This is a genomic window from Caballeronia sp. LZ028 (genome assembly GCF_031451415.1).
Taxonomy (GTDB): Bacteria; Pseudomonadota; Gammaproteobacteria; order Burkholderiales; family Burkholderiaceae; genus Caballeronia; species Caballeronia zhejiangensis.
In genome coordinates this window covers 1-18,012 of the sequence record NZ_JARUXN010000002.1, presented here as the reverse complement: position 1 = coordinate 18,012, position 18,012 = coordinate 1, and the positions used below count along the sequence as shown (strand labels likewise).

The 18,012-nt window shown below is 62.0% G+C and carries 15 protein-coding genes; 5 read left to right on the top strand and 10 right to left on the bottom strand.

Annotation, left to right across the window (positions count from 1 at the left end):
* The first annotated feature begins 72 nt into the window (after positions 1–72).
* Positions 73–2,010 (top strand): acyltransferase family protein, encoded by a 1,938-nt coding sequence (locus tag QCE58_RS14750; RefSeq protein ID WP_250441634.1) that lies wholly within the window; start codon positions 73–75, stop codon positions 2,008–2,010.
* A gap of 10 nt (positions 2,011–2,020) precedes the next feature.
* Here QCE58_RS14750 and murJ read toward each other — a convergent pair whose 3' ends face one another.
* From murJ to QCE58_RS14735, 3 genes are all read right to left on the bottom strand, one after another.
* Entirely contained in the window at positions 2,021–3,406 is a 1,386-nt protein-coding gene (murJ, locus tag QCE58_RS14745) for a murein biosynthesis integral membrane protein MurJ (RefSeq protein ID WP_175980288.1), read from the bottom strand.
* 171 nt (positions 3,407–3,577) lie between these two features.
* Positions 3,578–4,141: a serine O-acetyltransferase gene (locus QCE58_RS14740; protein WP_008346189.1), complete on the bottom strand. Its 564-nt coding sequence runs from the start codon at positions 4,139–4,141 to the stop codon at positions 3,578–3,580.
* Between the two features lie 1,157 nt (positions 4,142–5,298).
* Positions 5,299–5,640 (bottom strand): hypothetical protein, encoded by a 342-nt coding sequence (locus QCE58_RS14735; protein WP_241814146.1) that lies wholly within the window; start codon positions 5,638–5,640, stop codon positions 5,299–5,301.
* On the opposite strand from QCE58_RS14735, the gene QCE58_RS14730 reads away from it, so the two are divergent.
* Positions 5,618–6,493, top strand: coding sequence for a hypothetical protein (locus QCE58_RS14730; RefSeq protein ID WP_239295288.1), 876 nt, complete (start codon positions 5,618–5,620; stop codon positions 6,491–6,493). The genes QCE58_RS14735 and QCE58_RS14730 overlap by 23 nt on opposite strands.
* 69 nt (positions 6,494–6,562) lie before the next feature.
* Here the strand turns inward: QCE58_RS14730 and QCE58_RS14725 are convergent, their stop codons facing one another.
* The 3 genes from QCE58_RS14725 to QCE58_RS14715 form a co-directional block, all read right to left on the bottom strand.
* Positions 6,563–7,738 carry a GDSL-type esterase/lipase family protein gene (locus tag QCE58_RS14725; protein WP_250522415.1) on the bottom strand — a complete coding sequence of 392 codons (1,176 nt, stop codon included), beginning with the start codon at positions 7,736–7,738 and terminating at the stop codon, positions 6,563–6,565.
* Between the two features lie 297 nt (positions 7,739–8,035).
* A complete protein-coding gene (locus QCE58_RS14720) occupies positions 8,036–10,384 on the bottom strand; it encodes a transglycosylase domain-containing protein (RefSeq protein ID WP_409014122.1) in 2,349 nt (782 codons plus the stop codon).
* An 83-nt stretch (positions 10,385–10,467) separates the two neighbouring features.
* A complete protein-coding gene (locus QCE58_RS14715; RefSeq protein WP_008346196.1) occupies positions 10,468–10,995 on the bottom strand; it encodes an Lrp/AsnC family transcriptional regulator in 528 nt (175 codons plus the stop codon).
* 152 nt (positions 10,996–11,147) lie between these two features.
* Here QCE58_RS14715 and QCE58_RS14710 point away from each other — a divergent pair, with 152 nt between their 5' ends.
* Positions 11,148–12,164 (top strand): 1-aminocyclopropane-1-carboxylate deaminase, encoded by a 1,017-nt coding sequence (locus QCE58_RS14710; RefSeq protein ID WP_008346198.1) that lies wholly within the window; start codon positions 11,148–11,150, stop codon positions 12,162–12,164.
* On the opposite strand, the gene QCE58_RS14705 is transcribed toward QCE58_RS14710, so the two are convergent.
* The 3 genes from QCE58_RS14705 to QCE58_RS14695 all read right to left on the bottom strand — a co-directional run bounded on the left by QCE58_RS14705 (position 12,161) and on the right by QCE58_RS14695 (position 14,491).
* Entirely contained in the window at positions 12,161–13,030 is an 870-nt protein-coding gene (locus QCE58_RS14705; protein ID WP_175980284.1) for a nucleotidyl transferase AbiEii/AbiGii toxin family protein, read from the bottom strand. The genes QCE58_RS14710 and QCE58_RS14705 overlap by 4 nt on opposite strands.
* Complete coding sequence (locus QCE58_RS14700; RefSeq protein WP_250522416.1) at positions 13,008–14,024, bottom strand: type IV toxin-antitoxin system AbiEi family antitoxin; 1,017 nt, start codon at positions 14,022–14,024, stop codon at positions 13,008–13,010. Before QCE58_RS14700 ends, QCE58_RS14705 begins: the two co-directional genes overlap by 23 nt.
* 146 nt (positions 14,025–14,170) lie before the next feature.
* On the bottom strand, positions 14,171–14,491 hold the full coding sequence (locus QCE58_RS14695) for a pyrimidine/purine nucleoside phosphorylase (RefSeq protein ID WP_008346204.1): 321 nt from the start codon (positions 14,489–14,491) through the stop codon (positions 14,171–14,173).
* Between the two features lie 356 nt (positions 14,492–14,847).
* On the opposite strand from QCE58_RS14695, the gene QCE58_RS14690 reads away from it, so the two are divergent.
* Positions 14,848–15,285 (top strand): YqaA family protein, encoded by a 438-nt coding sequence (locus QCE58_RS14690; protein WP_250522417.1) that lies wholly within the window; start codon positions 14,848–14,850, stop codon positions 15,283–15,285.
* A gap of 127 nt (positions 15,286–15,412) precedes the next feature.
* Here the strand turns inward: QCE58_RS14690 and QCE58_RS14685 are convergent, their stop codons facing one another.
* Entirely contained in the window at positions 15,413–16,267 is an 855-nt protein-coding gene (locus tag QCE58_RS14685) for a class II aldolase/adducin family protein (RefSeq protein WP_008346210.1), read from the bottom strand.
* A 774-nt stretch (positions 16,268–17,041) separates the two neighbouring features.
* On the opposite strand from QCE58_RS14685, the gene QCE58_RS14680 reads away from it, so the two are divergent.
* Entirely contained in the window at positions 17,042–17,773 is a 732-nt protein-coding gene (locus QCE58_RS14680) for a Crp/Fnr family transcriptional regulator (protein ID WP_008346211.1), read from the top strand.
* The last annotated feature ends 239 nt before the right edge of the window (positions 17,774–18,012 follow it).

Here is an 18,012-nt window from a genome sequence, read left to right as displayed (position 1 = left end):
GATGCAATGGCGATGTCCATTGCATCGCGCTGGCGCGTGCGCGGCAAAAAAGAAGTTCTTGGGGGAAGCGCGATGAACTTTCGTAACGACATCAACGGCCTGCGCGCGTTCGCGGTTCTCGCGGTCGTCCTTTTCCACTTCGATGTGCCCGGCTTCAAAGGCGGCTTTCTCGGCGTCGACGTGTTCTTCGTGATCTCCGGTTATCTGATGACGAGCATCATCTTCAGACGCCTTTCGAAGGACAGGTTCTCGGTGCTCGAATTCTATGGCGATCGAGCGCGGCGCATCATTCCGGCGCTCGCGTTTCTTTGCTTCGCGCTCGGTGTGTTCGGCTGGCTGATATTCCTGCCTTCCGAGTTTCGCGCGTTCGGCAAGGCGGCGGGATCGAGCCTCGGCTTCTTTTCGAACATCGTTTACTGGCGCGAAGCGGGTTACTTCGATACGCGCTCGCATCTGAAATGGCTGCTGCATACGTGGTCGCTTTCCGTCGAGTGGCAGTTCTATCTGCTGTATCCGCTCGGCATTCTGCTCGTGCGCAAGCTCTTCGGGCGACGCGGGACGAAGATCGCGCTCGTCGGCGCCGCGCTCGTTTCGTTCGCGGCGTGCGTCTATCTCTCCGATCCGACGAAATGGCCGACGGCCGCGTTCTTCCTGCTGCCGACGCGCGCATGGGAAATGATCGCGGGCGGGCTCGTCTATCTGTTCCCGTTGACGGCGGGCAGGCCCGTGCGCCGCACGCTGGAATGCATCGGCCTCGCGATGATCGCGTACGGCGCGGTCATGTTCAACGAGAACAACGAATGGCCGGGCTACCTCGCGCTCGTGCCGGTGCTCGGCACGGCGTTCGTGATTCTCGCGGCGCGCAGGCATTCGATCTTCACGGGCAATCCGCTCGCGCAGTTCATCGGCAAGATTTCGTACTCGGTCTATCTCTGGCACTGGCCGTTCGTCGTCGCGCTCACGTACTTCGACAGGGAAGGTTCGCTGCGCTGGCGCGCGGCCGCGATCGCGGGCGGCTTCGTCATGGGCTATCTGTCCTATGCGCTCGTCGAGTCGAAGACCAGGAAGCCGCCGGCGCGAGACGAGGCGCGCGCCTTTCCGCGCTTCATCACGCTGCGTCCGATTCTCGCGTTCACGCTGCTGCTGGCAATCGGCGGCGGCAGCATCTATGCGAGCCAGGGCGTGCCGAATCGCTTCGACCGTTCGGTGTTCATCGCCGATAGCGAGACCTACGACACGAATCCGCATCGCACGAAGTGTCACATGATGATCGATCCGTGCGATGTCGCGAACAAGCAGAAGGAGAGCCGCGTCGTGGTGCTCGGCGACAGTCACGCGGAAGCGATCGCCGAAGCGGTCGTCGACGCCGTGCCGAACGGCAAGCCCGATGATGTGCTGCTCATCACGATAGAAGGTTGCCCGACGATCTACGGCATTCGCCGCGGCAATGGCGATTGCTTCGATCAGGACCGCAAGTACATCGATATCCTGAGCCGCGATCAGAGCGCGAAGACGCCGGTCATCATCGCGAATCACTGGTCGCAGTACTGGTCCGGTCCGACGATGGACGACTTCGCGTTCGTCAATCCGGAGCAGCCGGCGCAGACATCGACGCCGTTCACGACGGAGTTGTATCGCGAGCACTTGCTATCGACCGTTTGCCGCATCTCGAAGATTCGCCCGGTCTATCTCGTCGAACCGATTCCCGAGTTCGACTTCAACGTGCCGCTGACGCTCGCGCGCGAGAAGATGCGGGATCCGAAGGCGCCCGATCTGTCGATCACCATGTCGGATTACGTTCAGCGCAATGGCGCGTTGCTGCAGGCGATGCATCAGGCACACGATCAATGCGGTATCCATCTGCTCGACCCGCGTCCGTTCCTGTGCCCGGACGGCAAGTGCATGGGCTCGCACGATGGCCGGCCGCTTTACTCCGACTTCCATCACATGAGCGAATACGGCAACCGCTTCCTCGTGCCGATGTTCCGGCGCGTCTTCGAACAAGGTTGAAAGCAGGTGCTTATTGCGGCGTGCCGGTATCGTGCTGCGCGTCGTTGCCGGTGAACGGCGGCGCATAGCGCGTCCAGAAGATATAGCTCGCGAGCACCGCGATCGCGCCGATGCCGGTCGCGAGCAGCACGCCCTGCGCGCCGTAGTAGCGCACGAGAATGACGTTGCCGATGATCTTCGTCGCGAAGCCGATCAGCGAAATGACGGAGATCGCGCGATAGCGTGTCTCGCTCGCGAACAGCTGCACGAGCACGCACATGCCGAAGTAGAACGGCACTTGCAGCAGCCCGTAGCGAAAGAGCGTGGTGACGGCGATGGTGTCGTCGGCGGTGAACGCGCCTTTCTGAAACAGCAGCTTCACGACGTACGGCGCGAGCGCATACGCGAGGATGCTGCCGGTCAGGCCCAGTACGGTCATGATGCCGGACCACTTGAGCGCGGTGCTGCGTGCGCGCGCATGATCGCCGCGATGAAGAATCTCCGCGAGAATCGGCAAGGTCGCGCGCGTGATCGCGAGCGCGCCCATGCTGAGCACGAGCGAGAGCAGCCGGTTCGCGTAGCCGAGCGTCGCGATGGCGCCGTCGCCTTGCTGCGCCATGAAGTACTGATCGATCGGAAGCCACAGACTCGCGACGACCGCGCCGATCGTGAGCATGCCCATCGAGCGGATCGTCGATGGCCACTGCTTCGCGCGCATCGAAACGCGCGGCCGGGCGGGCATCGTGTCGGCTCGCCTGGCGAGCACGCGCAGCCACGCGGCCTGCACGACGAAGCCGAGCGACGTCCCCATGACGAGCGGAAAAATCGATTCGTTGTTGCGCGCGGCAAGCACGAAGACCAGCAGGCCGATGGCCGGCACGCATTCGAGCAAGGTGTTGATGTGCTTGCCCGACGCCTGCAGCCGCGACGACGAAATGCAGATCGTGAAGGTCAGCACGCCGACCGGCGTCATGCTGATGATCATCGCGCGGCACATGTCGCGTGTGGATTCGGCGAGACTGCCCGCGATGACATCGGCGAGATAAGGCCAGAAAAGCCATAGCAGAAGCGACGAGCCGAGGCCGAGCACGAGGCCCACGCCTTCCAGCTCGCCGAGAAAACCGTTGCGCTGCGACTTGTCTTCCTGAAGCGAGACGAGCGCGGGAACGAGCAGCACGGCGAGCACGTTCGTGAGCATCGTCGGCAGCCAGGTGACGAGCGTGAGCGCGAACTGATAGGCGTCGACCGTGCCGCTGATCCCGTAGCGATACGCGATCGCCATTTCCTTCGACGCGCCGATGCACTTCCCGGCGATCACGAAGATCAGCAGGACGACCGCGCTTCTTGCGATTCTCTTGTGATCCTGATGCACGCCGCCGAGACGTCGTCTCACCGATTGCACTGCTGCGCTCAGCACGGGTCCTCCTGCGTGGGAGCCTTTCGCCGCATGGCCTGACGTCGATACGAAAGCGCCATGCAACAGAAATCACGCGAAGGCCCGCGGCTTTCGCGTGAAAGAGGAGAGCGTGCACCAAAACGGGCGGCGTGACTGTTCGCTAAGGCACCTCGCCATGCCGAAGCCGGCCCTTCATACCGCGCCTGTCTGCCACGGACGCATGATGTAGCGCGCCGCCCGCTCGGGCGTGGCGTCGTCGGTCAGAATGCGCGCCGGGCAGCCGGCCACCGTGACGTTCGGCGGAATATCCTTCGTCACGACGCTGCCCGCGCCGATCGTCACGTTGTCGCCGATGGTCACGTCTTCGATGATGCAGACGTTCGGCCCGATATACACGTTGTTGCCGATGGTCGCCGCCTTGCCGTGATTCGATCCGATGGTCACGCCCTGCGAGATGTTGCAGTTCGCGCCGATGACCGCCGTCGGGTTTACCGCGATCGTGCCGATATGACTGATATAGAAGCCCGGCCCGATGCGCGTGCGCGGACTGATGACGAACCCGAAGCGGCGCTGCTTCAGACGCACGATGTGGTTGAGCACGAGGCGCATGGGCCGCGACGACGCGGCGCTCGCGAGGCGCAGCCAGAACATGTAGTTGAACCCTTCGTTCAGCATCAGTTGCTCGAGAAGGAGCATGACGCTGTACTCGCCCGTATAGCGATAGAGATCGCTTTTGATCAGATCAAAGGTTTTCATCGCGGTGTATCCGCTGGTCGTGTGATTTCTTGTAATACCTCCGGCCGGAATCGGCCGTTCCCCCAACTGTGCTGAGCGCACCAAATCCGAGACTAGTCTTTCTGTCCAACCGGATCAGTGCGAAACGGAACATATGACCGGCTGGCAATCGAAACGATTCCAACTTTCGCCTGTTTTGTCTGTTGAATAAATCCGTTTCTTTAATCAGATCATTAGCGTTTCGGTCGAATCCCAGGCTGCGCGCGGGATTCAGCGGAAAATGATCCGATTCGTAAAAACCCGATAAGGGTAAGCCCTGTAGGGTCTTTCGTCTTTTGAATGAAAAAGTTTTTGGACCGCACTTACAAAATCCGATTCGTCGGATGAAATCGTTTAAAACGGTGCTTACTTGAATGTAATGTTGGGACTGCAACCGTGCAGAAGCGGCAATTTTGGTGCGCGTCTGGATAATCGTCGGCGGATTGACCGGTCAATAAGGCGAAATAATCGGCGGATTGTTGCTCGTTTCGGCATACGAAAGGCGCTGTGCAAGCCCCACCGGGCCTTCCGAGGCCATAGGTCGCGCTCTCGGCGGGTGAACGTTCGTGTCGTTATAAACGATTCTTCAGATGATTATTAGTCATCGTACCTCAACTGGTTTGAAGTGGTGTTATTCATCTACCGTATTAACATTAAAAAAGCCGTAGATTAATTTGCTCGCCGTCGATTAAAAGCGGAAATACAGAGCAATAAAGACGCGGAAAAGCAAAATAATAAGTTACAAGCGTACATTTTGTAACAAGTGCCGGGTAGAAACGCCTCGTAACAATCTGTAGGATTTAAAAAAGACGGTAATTACTGCCGTCAGACTTCAGCGCTTCATCAGCCCGTTCGCGGGCCGATCAAGCGCGGGGTTGAGTGGGTACTTCCGGATTATCTGGCTCTCCCGACTCTGGTTCGTCCAATCCCGAAGTCGTCATGTTTTTCGCCGAGATGCCTTTCGGAGTCGCCGTGTGCGGCTGTCGAGCGCTGAGCGGCGCAATCGTTTGCGCCTGCTGAATTTGCGTTGGTCATCTCACGCCCATAAAGAAACGTTGCGTGCGGCCGTAGTCGCATGAACGGGTCCGCCCGTCGACAACGCACAACCAACTCGGAAAGACAATGCTTTCGAACAACACTCAGGCAGACACCCAGGCAGACAACACCGTCGTCGACACGCGTATCGCAACCCGTCGCAAACTCCTGACCTCGCTTATCGCGGGTAGCGGCGCGTTTGTGCTCGCCGCATGCGGCGGCGGCAGCGACAGCGCGGCCCCCGATTCGGTCGCCGATCGCTGGAGACGCCGTAACACCGGCAGCGGCGCCTCGACGGCGACGCCCGCGAGCTCGGCTTCGTCGGCAAGCGCCACGACGACCGCCAGCGCGCCGGCCGCGGCAAGCTCGACGAACGCCGCCAGCACGAACACCGCAGGCACCATCAACGCATCGTCGTTCGGCGTGAAGGCCGACGGCTCGACCAACGACCGCGCCGCGCTGCAAGCCGCCATCGACGGTTCCGTCGGTCAGATTCTCCTGATCTCGGGCCAGGTCCGCATCGACACGACGGGTCTCAAGCTGCGCACGAACACGCACATCCGCTTTGCGTCGGGCGCTTCGATCAAGCTGCTCCCGCACAACGCCGACATCTACCAGATGATGCTCATCGAAGACGTGAGCAACGTCATCGTCGAAAACGCGTACCTCGACGGCAGCAAGGAGCTGAACTCGGCTTCGGGCGGCGAGCACGGCATGGGCTTCTCGATCATCGGCGCACAGAACGTGCACCTGATCGCGCCGACCACGATCAACACGTGGGGCGACGGCATCTACATCAACGATAGCCAGAGCAAGAAGAACACGCCGACGTACAACCTCGTCGTCGACAACCACAAGGCCGACGGCTGCCGCCGTCAGGGTGTGTCGATCATCTCGGGCGACACGATCACGTTCAACAGCCCGATTTGGCAGAACATCACCGGCACGGCGCCGGCTTGCGGTCTCGACTTCGAACCGAACGACAACTCGGCCGTGTTCAAGAGCATCACGATCAACAGCCCGACGACGGCGAACTGCAAGGGCGGCGGCATCAACGTGTGGTTCGGCTCGCTGCCGGGTCCGATCAGCAAGACGGTCACGATCGCGATCAACAACCACGTCGACACGACCAGCCCCGGCGGTTCGTTCGCGGTTCAGGGTCTGTCGCTCGACGGCTACATCGTCAACGGCCAGATCAGCAGCACGAATCCGAAGTGGAAGTACCCGCTGATCGTCGAGCAGTGGGACAACGCGGGTCCGCGCATCAACGTGCAGAACCCGACGATCGTCAAGTCGTAATCGGCGATGAAATGAAAAACGCCATGCGGATGAATTTTCCGCATGGCGTTTTTTGCTTTTCCGCGCCGCCTACTTGAGCCAGTTGAGATTGACGGAATTGGCGATCGCCTGCAGCCCCGCCTGATTCGGATGCAGATGGTCGCCGCTGTCGTACGCACCGAGCATGACAGGCGGATTGGCCGGATCGCCGAGCGCGGCGGCCTGATCGAGCACGGCGTCGCAGCCGCTGTCGGGCGTCGCGACGAACGCGTTCACCGCTTGCCGCGTCGCTTCGATGTCGGCCGTCCACGGCGACACGCCCTCGAACGGCGTGAGCGTCGAGCAGATCGCCTTGACGCCCGCCGCGTGCGCGCTCTGCGTCAGTTGCGCGAACGCGCTGTTCAGGCGCGCGGCCGTCGGCGGCGATCCGCCGATCAGGTTGTTGACGGCATCGTCGGAAATGATGACCCACTTGACGTTGTACTTGTCGAGCACGTCGCGCTGGAAGCGCGTGAGGCCGGCATCGCCCGCGTCGTTCGTGAAGAAATCGTTGCCGGCGATACCCTGATTCAGCACGCCGACCGTCATGCCCGCCTGCTGCAGACGCGCGGCGAGCAGGTTGGGCCAGCGGCCGTTCGTGTTCGGCGGCGAATCGATGCCGTCCGTGATCGACGCGCCGAACGCGACCACCGCGCCCGTCGCACTGGCGTTCTGCACGACGACGTCGGTGAGGAAGTAATAGGACTGCGCGCCGAGCGCGTTGACCACCCCGCCCGCGAATTCGGTGTCGGCGCTGACATCGCCGGGCGCGACGTACACGTCCTGCAGGCCTTCGGCGTGACCGGTGGTTTCCGATGGCGTCTGCTGCGGGAGATAGGCGCTGACGACGATGTCCGACATCGCCGGCACCGCGATCGCGATCGGATCGCTCATCTCCGTCTTGCCGGGCGGAATCGTCACGAAGGGCTGACCGTTGAAGGTGACGGCCCTGTCGCTGCCCGGCACGGTGCGTTTGCCGTCGGCGCGCAACGCGACGCGCACGTCGCCGATCACGAGCGGCTCGCTGCCGTACTGATTGGAAAACTGGACGCCGGTGGCCGTCCCGCCGATGCTCGTGTGCACGATCTGCCGGATCGTCTGATTATTGAAGCCGCCGCCGCCGACGATCATCGGCGCGGTGCTCCAGGTGCCGGTCCACGGCAGGGTAGCGCTGATGTTCTGCGCAAAACTCGACGACGTAAGCGGCAAGGCGAGCGCGGTGGCCACGAGGGCTCGCTTGAGGCGAGGAAATCGCTTGTTCAACTTGTTCTCCGAAACCAGCCTGGAATGAGATAGACGTCTCGCAGTGCGCGAGACTTTTGGCGGGCGCATGTGGCCACAGCGCGCCGGGGTGCGCGGCGAAATCTTTGAATGCGTTTGTTTCGCCTTGGTGAATCGGAGCACCATTTGTGCGCGTGCTCTGTGCGCGCGCGCTCATTTCGGCCGATAGGCAAGTCTTTCGTCGCTAGCTCGCAACTAACTGTCTACGCAAGCCCCGCCTTTGTTCGCGGGCGGCGTAAGCGTTTACGGTTGCACGTCGGAAGCGGGCGCCGGAGAGCTTGCAGTTTCGCCGGGCGTGGGCAGGATCGGCGGCATCGTCGTAAACACTGGCGGTTGCGGCGGCTCTTCGGTCACTTCGGCGGCGGGCTCCGAAGGCGGCCGCTTCGGACGCACCGGATGCTGCGCCGCCGTCTGCGCGGTTTTCGGCTTGCCCGGCTTCGGCGCTTTCGAGAACGTCTCGTCGAACCAGGTTTTCGCGTTCGTGAGCATCGTTTGCCACATGCCCGGCGCTTCCTGCGTATCGAAGCGCGCGCGGGCATCGATCAGATGCGAACGCAGCGAACGCTGCATGAAGTCGCCGACGATCGGCAACGCGCTGTGCGCGCCTTGGCCCCAGTAATCGCTGCGCAGCGTGACGCGGCTGTCGTTGAAGCCGACCCACGCGCCCGCGACGAGTTGCGGATGCATCAGGATGAACCAGCCGTCGGCGTTGTCCTGCGTAGTGCCGGTCTTGCCCGCGACATCCGCGCGAATGCCGAAGCGCGTGCGGATCGTCGTGCCGGTGCCGCGGTTGATGACGTCGCGCATCACATCGACGAGCTTGCGCGTCGCATCGACGGACAGCGCGCGCTCGGGCGTGCTCTCGAACTGCGCGAGGACTTCGCCGTCCTTGTTCTCGATGCGCGTGACGAGCAGCGGCTCCATATAACTGCCGTCGTTCGCGATCGTGCCGTACGCCGACACCATTTCCCTCAGCGTCACCGGGCTCGTGCCAAGCGCGAGCGACGGCACCACGTCGAGATGACTGTCGCGCACGCCCATGTCACGCGCGAGCCGCGCGACGCGTCCCGGACCGACTTGTTCCATCAACTGCGCGGTGATGCGGTTCTTCGAATACGCGATGCCGTCGCGCAGGCTCACGGGACGGCCCGACGGCGGCGAGTCGTCGGTCGGGCGCCAGATTTCGTCGCCGCGAATCGGGATTTCGACGGTCTGATCGACGATCGTATCGGCCGGCTTCGCGCCGCGCTCGAACGCCGCGCCGTAGACGAAAGGCTTGAAGGTCGAGCCGGGCTGGCGGCGCGCCTGCGCGACGTGATCGAACGGATCCTGCGTGAAATCGCGGCTGCCGACCCACGCCTTGATCTGCCCATTGCGCGGATCGAGCGCGACGAACGCGGCCTGCACGCGCGTCTTGTCCTCGCACAGCGCCTGCATGAAGGCGCGGTCCGAGCCGAGTTTCTTGATGGCGTCGGCGTCGTTCGCGCCGCCCGTGCGCAGCGCGCGGTATGCGTCCGTCTCGCGGATGAACGCGTGCCCGAGATCGGCGTTCGCGTTCGCGCAACCGGCGCGGCCGCCCCACGCCGCGTTGGCGATCGATTGCAACTGGTTGCCCTGCAGCGCGAGCGCGTTCGTCGCCATCGCCTGCAGACGCGAATCGATGGTCGTGCGCACGACGAGGCCATCGGAATAGATGTTGTAGTCGTTGTCGTCGGCCCAGCCGATCAGCCATTTGCGCAACTGCTGCGCGAAGTGCGGCGCGCGGCCGGGCTCTTCCGTCTGCCGCTCGAAGTCGATGCGCAGCGGACGTTTCTTCAGCGCGTCGAGTTTGGTCGCCGGCAAGTGGCCGAACTTGACCATCTGCCCGAGGACGATGTTGCGCCGGTCGAGCGCGCGCTCCGGATTGATCACCGGGTTGTAGTAACTGTTGCCCTTCAACATGCCGATGAGCGTCGCGCTTTCGAGCACGTCGAGCTGGCCGGCGGATTTGTCGAAGTAAGTGCGCGCGGCCATTTCGATGCCGTACGCGTTGTACAGGAACGGCACCGTGTTCAGATACGTTTCGAGAATCTCGTCCTTCGAATAGAGCGCTTCGATCTTGAACGCCGTGATCGCTTCCTTCAGCTTGCGCGTGAGCGTCTGCGAGCGGCCGATTTCCTCGGGATACAGATTGCGCGCGAGCTGCTGCGTGAGCGTCGAGCCGCCTTGCCGGTCGCCCGAGAACGTGCGCAGCGCCGCGCCCGCCGTGCGCCGGAAGTCGATGCCGTGATGCTGATAGAACCGCCGGTCTTCGGTCGAGATGAGCGCGTCGATCACCTGCGGCGAAATCTGCTTGAGACTCACCCATTCGCGATGCGTCGGCTTGAATTCGGCGAGGAGCTTGCCGTCGGCGGAATAGATCTGCGCGGGCTGATCGACTTTTGCACGGCGGATATCGCGGATACCGGGCGTGAACGGAATCAGCACCAGCACATAGATAAGAAAGAGCGCCGGCAGAAGGAGCAGCGAACGCGCACGCAGATGCGGACGCAGCCGCGATGCGAGGCGAGCCAGAATCGCCTTGGCCCAGGCTTTGAAATCAGACGCGGTCACAACGAAACGGGATGCCCGGACATGGAAAACCCTGAATCGTAGCGTAATTTTTCAGCAGGTCTTTCGCAAAAGTGTCGCCGACGCTACACCGCCCGCGTTCCCGCCGATTCGCCGATTGGAAACGCCGTCGTCGAAAGCACCTCACGCAACACGACGAACGTGCGGATCTGCCGCACGCCCGGCAGATAGAGCAGCTTTTCGGCGTGGAGCCGGTTGAAGCTTTCGCTGTCGCGCGTGCGGATCAGCATGAAGAAGTCGAATTCGCCGGTCACGACGTGGCATTCCATGCAGCCGGGCACTTTCTGAGCGGCTTTCTCGAAGGCGTCGAAGGAATCGGGCGTCGAGCGGTCGAGGATCACGCCGATCAAGACGAGCATGCCGGCATCGAGCGCTTTCGGATCGAGCAGCGCGACGGTCGCGCGGATCAGCCCCGCTTCGCGCAGCCGCTCGACGCGCCGCAGACACGCGGGCGGACTCAGATTGACCTTCTCCGCGAGCGCGACGTTCGAGATCGACGCATCGCGCTGCAACTGACGCAGGATCGCGCGATCGACGCGATCGGTCTGGACGCTTGCCGGATGCGGGTTTGGAGCGGATGCGGTTTTTTTCATTGCTTCAACAGGCTCTTGTGCGAAATAAAAGTTAGCGAACAGCGTCTCGCGTCCAAAAACGTTAGGCCGAACGGCATTTTTTCGCAACCCGATCCGTCGCGAGAATCTCTACGATTCTGTCCATGCAGTCCCACCATCACGAGGATGCCGACATGAATCTGCAACGTTTTCCCCGCTATCCGCTCACGTTCGGACCGACGCCCATTCAGCCGCTCAAGCGCCTGTCCGCGCATCTCGGCGGCAAGGTCGAGTTGTATGCGAAGCGCGAGGACTGCAACAGCGGCCTCGCGTTTGGCGGCAACAAGACGCGCAAGCTCGAATATCTGATTCCCGAGGCGATCGCCGAAGGCTGCGACACGCTGGTTTCCATCGGCGGCGTGCAGTCGAATCAGACGCGCCAGGTCGCGGCGGTCGCGGCGCATCTCGGCATGAAGTGCGTGCTCGTGCAGGAAAACTGGGTCAATTACTCCGATGCCGTCTATGACCGCGTCGGCAATATCCAGATGTCGCGGATGATGGGCGCGGACGTGCGCCTCGTCGCCGATGGCTTCGATATCGGCATCCGCAAAAGCTGGCAGGACGCGATGGAAAGCGTGCGCGCGGCGGGCGGCAAGCCGTTTCCGGTGCCGGCGGGTTGCTCGGAGCATCCGCTGGGCGGCCTCGGTTTCGTCGGCTTCGCGGAGGAAGTGCGCGCGCAGGAAGCGGAGCTGGGCTTCAAGTTCGACTACATCGTCGTGTGCTCGGTGACGGGCAGCACGCAGGCGGGCATGGTGGTCGGCTTCGCGGCGGATGGGCGCGCGCGGCGCGTGATCGGCATCGATGCATCGGCGAAACCGGAGCAGACGCACGAGCAGATTCTGCGGATCGCGAAGCACACGGCGGAACTCGTCGATCTCGGCCAGGACATCACGCGCGACGACGTGATTCTCGATACGCGCTTCGGCGGCCCCGAATACGGCCTGCCGAACGAAGGCACGCTCGAGGCGATCCGTCTGTGCGCGCGGCTCGAAGGCGTGCTGACCGATCCCGTCTACGAAGGCAAATCGATGGACGGCATGATCCAGATGGTGCGCAACGGCGAATTCCCCGAAGGCTCGAAAGTGCTCTACGCGCATCTCGGCGGGGTGCCCGCGCTCAACGCGTACAGCTATCTGTTTCGCAACGGCTAGAACGCGCTGCGGAATGCGTCGAACAATGCGGCGACGCGTTCCGACGTATCCGCTTCGAAGACTGGCATGCGCGAGCCGAGCATGTGCGTGAGGATCGGCGGCGCGGGATCGCCGGGGCGCAGGATCGCGAGAATCTGCGCGCGGAGGTTTTCATCGACGAGCGCGGCCGTGTCGCGGCCGAGAAGCGCCGCGCCCGCGATATCCGGATCGTGTCCGTGGCGCTCGACGAGATCGAAGGCATCGGCATAAAGACGATCGAGGTTGCCGGCTTGAGCGTAACGCGCCATCAGAAAGAGCAGGTCGATCGCGTCCTTGCGGTCGGCGGCGTGCCGGTCCTGCCACGCGACGATCTTCAGCATCGCCTGCGCGGGCAGCGAAGCGACCGGCACGACGAGATCGCGCGTGACGCGCACGGCGAGCGCCGCATCGAGCGCCTGGCGAAAACCCGCGACGTTCATCCGCACCGAACCATCCGGCGGCCACGCGATTTCGCCGTGCGCGTCCTGCACGCCGCCGAAGGGCACGATATCGAGCCACGTGCGCTCGCCGGTCTGCGGCGCGTTGAAATTCAGCCGATGCGCCGAGCCTTTCGGCGCGGTGAAATGCCCCGACGCGACGAGCGCTTGCCGCAGCGCGTCGTGGCCGGTCCAGCTTTGAATCGAGATGCCGATATCGACGTCGGCGGTGGCGCGCGTCGCCTCGATGTCGTGGACGTGCGTGAGCAGGATGTCGCGCGCGCTCGCGCCGCCGACGAACCACGCGATGTTCGTCGCGTGCGACGCGGCGACGACTTCGCGCAGCATCGCGGAAAAGACGCCGGCGAGCGGGCGATGCGGCAGCAGTTCAAGCGGCAAGATAGCGTTCACGCAGCATCCTGGCGGTTTCGAGATTGCGCGGGTCGCCGCTCGCGACGAGATCCGCATAGACGATGAGCGGCGCGACGACGTTCGGCGGAAGACCATCGACGGGCGCGAGCGCCACGGGCGCGCGCAGGAATTCGACGTTTCCGGCGGGATCGGGCCGCAACCGCGCCGCCTTGATCCATTCGCGCGGCGCGGCGTCGGCGCAATACGCGGTGACGGTCGCGGGCTTCAGGTATTCCGTGAGTATCGCTGCGGCCGGCTCGCCGCCGAACTGGCATTGACCCGGCAGGCCGGGCACGTCGCGCCACCAGTCGTTCGACTCCGCGCGATAACGCCCGATCAGCAGCGATTCGCGCAATTGCCGCGGATACAGCGTCACCCATTCGTCGATGAGCCGTTCCTTGTCGGCGAATTGCAGGCCGGCGCCGTCGGGCCGCTCGAATACATCGCGATGATCGATGAGCGCGCGCACCGCGTTTTGCACCGTGCCGTGGCTCACGCCCGCGTGTTGCGCGATATCGCGATAGCCCCGTTGCAGCAGCGCGGGCGTGATGAGCAGGGCGGCCGTGACGCGCAACGTCGACTTCGTCCAGGTTTTCGAGCGGCGCGCCTTGCCGTGCGCGACGCGCGGACGGCCCGACACGATCACGACGACGCCATCGCCTTCGATGACGCTCGCGTTGCCGGCGAGATCGAGGGCATCGACGTTCAGATCGCGGCAGGCGCGGACCATGTCGGGTGAGAGATGCGCGGTAACGAGCGCAGGTTTCGCGCCGCCGTTCTGCGCGACCGAGGCGCTGAACGCGGATAACGCGCTGAACCGGTCGATGTTTTCCCGCACGATGACAGGGCGCTTGAAGCGCGCGCCGCCGACGCGGAATTCGATGGCGGCGTCGTAGCCGCCGCGCGCGGGTGGTTTGACGCTGCGTGCGGCGAAGCCGGTCGCCTCCGTGAAGGCGGCTGCGGCGGCTTCGGCGAGTTGGTCGGTGGATGGCATCGGCGGGTTGGGCGTCCAATTTTGGTCAGTGTACACGAAACGTGGACAGAGATAAAAGTTGGACGGAGTTCGTCTTGCCGAAATCCACTCTAAGAATCATGAGGTGCGGAATCCCTACCCGACACCGCATTTCCCCTTCACGCCAATCAAAGATAACTACAAACGTAATCCAGCGTTTCCGTCACGTCGATATCGAATCGGCTTTTGCCCGGCACCGAGAACGATTCGCCCGCCTTATACGTCTTCCACTCATCGCTGCCGTCGAGCCGAATACGGCACTGGCCTGCCTGCACCTCCATGAGCTCGGGCGCGTCGGTGCCGAAGTTGAGCGTGCCCGGCAGGATCACGCCGAGCGTTTTCCTGGTGCCATCGGCGAAGAGAACCGTGTGCGACACGCACTTGCCGTCGAAGTAGACATTGGCGCGTTTGATGACGGAAACCTGATCGAATTGCGTTGCGGCGGTCATGATGATGGTCCTTTGGACGGTTGCGAGGGATGGTCCGCCATCATACAAAAAAGGCGATGCGACTCACATCGCATCGCCTGTTTCGAGCCAGCAGGAACAATCAGCGATTCACGAGCCGTTTCGGCATCAGGATCCAATGCAACCGCATGTGGAGGCAAGACAGTCGCGAGAGCGTTTCAGGTATAAATCGCGATTGTCAGAGTTCCAAAACCGATACGATAGAATCGCGAACCAACTTCTGCTCGCGTTGGCAACGTTAGCGATCTTTCGCTTCATCTATTTATTGGCCGATCAATAGCTAGTTCGGACAGACCCATGGCAATAGCGATTCGAGGCGCTGGCATGCCCTTCAAGACATGCTGACGCTGTCGGCATACGGAGGATTGTTTCTTGCCGCATTCGGCGCAGCCACCCTTCTGCCTCTTCAATCGGAGGCTGTGCTTGTGGGCTTGCTGCTGAGTAAAAGCTATTCAACTGCAACGTTGATACTGGTCGCGACGATCGGCAACGTGTTGGGTTCACTGGTCAATTGGGCTTTGGGGCGATACATCGAGCGCTTCAAGAGCCGCCGCTGGTTTTCAGTGCCAGACGAGAAATTGGACCGCGCGCAGCGCATGTATCAACGTTTAGGGAAATGGTCGCTCTTGCTTAGTTGGGCGCCCGTCATTGGTGATCCTCTTACTCTCCTGGCTGGGGTGATGCGTGAGCCTCTTCTGCCATTCGTCGCGTTGGTCACGGTTGCGAAGCTCGGACGTTACCTTGTCTTGGCGGCTGTGACGATGCGATTGATCTAGATCGGTCGGCATCTTCAGATGTGTCCGCGCGCTGATACCCAGGCGACGCCGGGAACGCTTGTCTCGACGTAGTCATGGGGAATCGCCTCGCCTTTCTCCGAAGGCGAGGGGCTGCAACATAATGGAATCAGTCGAACATGTCGGGCTGCGTGGCGACGAGATCGTTCCAGATCGTCTGGAAGTGCAGCCAGCCGATGTAGTCGCTGCCCACATGCTCCCGGCTATAGCGCGCGCGGTCTTCGGGCACGAGCTTCGGCGTGATGCCGGTCGCTTCGATCATCAGTTGTTGCTGGCAGCAACGCTCGAGCGCGATGAACCAGAACGCCGCCGAATCGATGCTGTGACGGCTCGCCGTGAGTAGGCCATGATTCTGATGGATCGCGGCCTTCACGCCCTTGAACGCATTCGCGACCTTGTTGCCGCCCTTCACTTCGACGGCGACCTTGCCGGCTTCATCGCCGATCACGACGTGGTCTTCGAAGAACGCGCACGCGTCCTGCGACATCGGAATGAGCGGCTTGCCGAGCGCCGCGAAGGCGGTGCCGTAGACGGTATGCGCGTGGCACATCGCGACGATGTCCTGATGCTGCTCATGCACGGCCGCGTGCAGCACGAAGCCCGCGCGATTGACCGCGTAATCGCCTTCGACCACGTTGCCCTGATGATCCGCGCAGATCAGGTTAGACACCTTCACTTGCGCGAAGTGGACGGCCATCGGATTGGTCCAGTAAAGCGACGGATGCTCCGGATCGCGCACGGTGAGATGGCCCGCGAACCCGTAATCGAAGCCCTGCAGCGCGAAGGCGCGGCACGCAGCGACGAGGCGCTCCTTCAGGTACTGACGATGTTCCGCGTGGCTCGCAAACGTGGGCAGCTCGGGGAAGATCAAGCCTTGCTGCTCCGGCTGATAGATCGATACGCGACCCTTGAGATCGATGGCCTGATCGGCGGTCTTTGCGGGGGTCTCCATGACGTCGCTCATCTTTTCGCTCCATGCGGATAGAAGTGGGTATGTCACGCATGGTGCCGGTAGCGATGCTTGCGCACAAACGAAGTTTGTTCAACGTGGCATGAGTCACATTCATGCGCCAAAGGTTTGAAGCGGCTGCCGAATTCGAAATTCACCGAGGTTTAGGCGATGCAACATTTTTCGCCGCGCCGCGAAACCGCGACGGTTCACGTCCGCATCCTGTGCCAAGCCTCTGAGAATCCCGCGGACGCGCGTCGCATAAGGCTTTCGCGCGACTCGGCATCGGGGCTTTAAAAACGACGCGCATCGCCGTTAACCACCTTTGCAACATTTTTAGCGTGCGGGCTGTTTCTGCTACGACAAGGCTTTCGAGCCTCCGATTGGCTTCGTTTCGCTAGATGAGCGCATCGGCGGAGCCTGCTCTGACAAGACATTCGCCAGACGAAAACGTTTGGCGTTCTGCCGCCATCGCCCGCGATCCGTCTGAAGGTCGCTTTTCACGGGTGAATCAATTTTCTTCGTACTTGAGCGCACGTTCTCGGCGCTTTGCGTGGGGAATCGCGCAAAGTCCTGTTGGTATAAGGATTGGCGTTCGCTGGCACACCTCTCGCTAATGTATGACCACGCACGAACATCGCTGCGGTATCAAACAAGAAGAAGCAGCGGGTTCGTACTACGGGGCTGGACGCAACAGGTTCGATGTATGCCATCAGATGCATGCGCGAATCCTGTTGCGAGCCAGAAGAAATCAAAAGCGCGAAGCGCAAACGCACGAGACTAAGAAAAATGTTGACACTTCAATCCGATCTGCACGGCAATCATCTGTTGGGCGCGCTTCCGGCGCAGGAATGGCAGGCTATCGCACCGCATCTCGAGCTGGTCCAGTTGCGCACGGAGCAGTTGTTGTGCGATTCCGGGCAGCGCATTCATCACGTGTATTTCCCGACCACGGCGATCATTTCGCTGCTGCATACGATGGAAGACGGCGGTTCCGTTGAAGTCGCGGCGGTGGGACGTGAGGGAATGTCGGGGGTTCCGGTGCTGACGGGCGGCGACACGATGCCGACGCGCGTGCAGGTGCAATGTGCGGGCTTTGCGTATCGCATGAGCGCGGGTGCGTTGCGTGAGCACTTCGGCCGTTCCGACTTTCTGCGCCGCGTGATGTTGCTGTACATGCAAGCCCTGCTGACGCAAGTGGCGCAGACGGCCGCGTGTAATCGTCATCACTCGCTGTCGAAGCAACTGTGCCGTTGGTTGCTGATTCAGACGGATCGCACGCCGTCGGATCAACTGCGTGTGACGCAGCAGATGATCGCCGATATGCTCGGCGTGCGCCGTGAAGGTGTGACGGAGGCGGCTGGCAAGCTGCACGATGCGGGGCTGATTCATCACAGCCGTGGGTGTATCAAGATTCTCGATCGTGCGGGACTCGAGGAGCGGGCTTGTGAGTGCTATGGCATCGTTAAGCGCGAGTTTGATCGGATGCTGCCGCGGCGTGCGGCCGAGGCGTTGGCTTAAGCTGTTTTTGGTTCTGTCGCTGGATCCCGTTTTCTTAGTGATCTATTGGCACTGCCCCTGTGCGGGGCGGCAGTCACCTTCTTTGCCGTCGACCAGAGTTAGCGCTTTAGTGCTTACTCTGGTCCTGTGCAAAGAAAGCAACTGTATTGAGCGTCAAGGGTTGAGTTGGTAAGGATCATGGTTTTGGGGGGTTCCAAGTTGTGCCGTCGCGCATCATGGCGTTGAGCTGGGTGAGCATC